At 65.0% G+C, this 543-nt stretch carries 1 protein-coding gene; it reads left to right on the plus strand.

The genetic code is table 11. From position 1 onward, the window contains the following. Nucleotides 1-543: aldehyde dehydrogenase family protein (locus ASD52_RS23960; RefSeq protein WP_244497512.1), on the plus strand; the 543-nt coding region annotated here is incomplete at both ends.

Consider the following 543-nt stretch of genomic DNA (forward strand, 5'->3'; position numbering starts at 1 on the left):
GGCATCATCACGCCATGGAATTTCCCGATCGCCATTCCCGCCTGGAAGATCGCGCCGGCGCTCTGCTATGGCAACACCATCGTCTTCAAGCCGGCCGAACTGGTGCCMGGTTGCTCCTGGGCGATCGTCGATATTCTCCATCGCGCCGGCCTGCCGAAGGGCGTGCTGAACCTGGTGATGGGCAAGGGCTCGGTCGTCGGCCAGACGATGCTCGACAGCCCCGACATCCAGGCGATCACCTTTACCGGCTCGACCGGCACCGGCAAACGCGTGGCACTGGCCTCGGTCGAGCACAATCGCAARTACCAGCTGGAGATGGGCGGCAAGAACCCGTTCGTGGTGCTCGACGACGCCGATCTTAGCGTTGCCGTCGAAGCCGCCGTCAACTCCGCCTTCTTCTCCACCGGCCAGCGTTGCACCGCSTCGTCGCGGGTGATCGTGACCGAAGGCATTCACGACCGGTTCGTGGCGGCGATGGGCGAGCGCATGAAGGGGCTCACCATCGACGACGCGCTGAAGGCCGGCACCCATATCGGCCCGGTG

The organism is Ensifer sp. Root142, from assembly GCF_001426785.1.
Classification (GTDB): Bacteria; Pseudomonadota; Alphaproteobacteria; order Rhizobiales; family Rhizobiaceae; genus Ensifer; species Ensifer canadensis.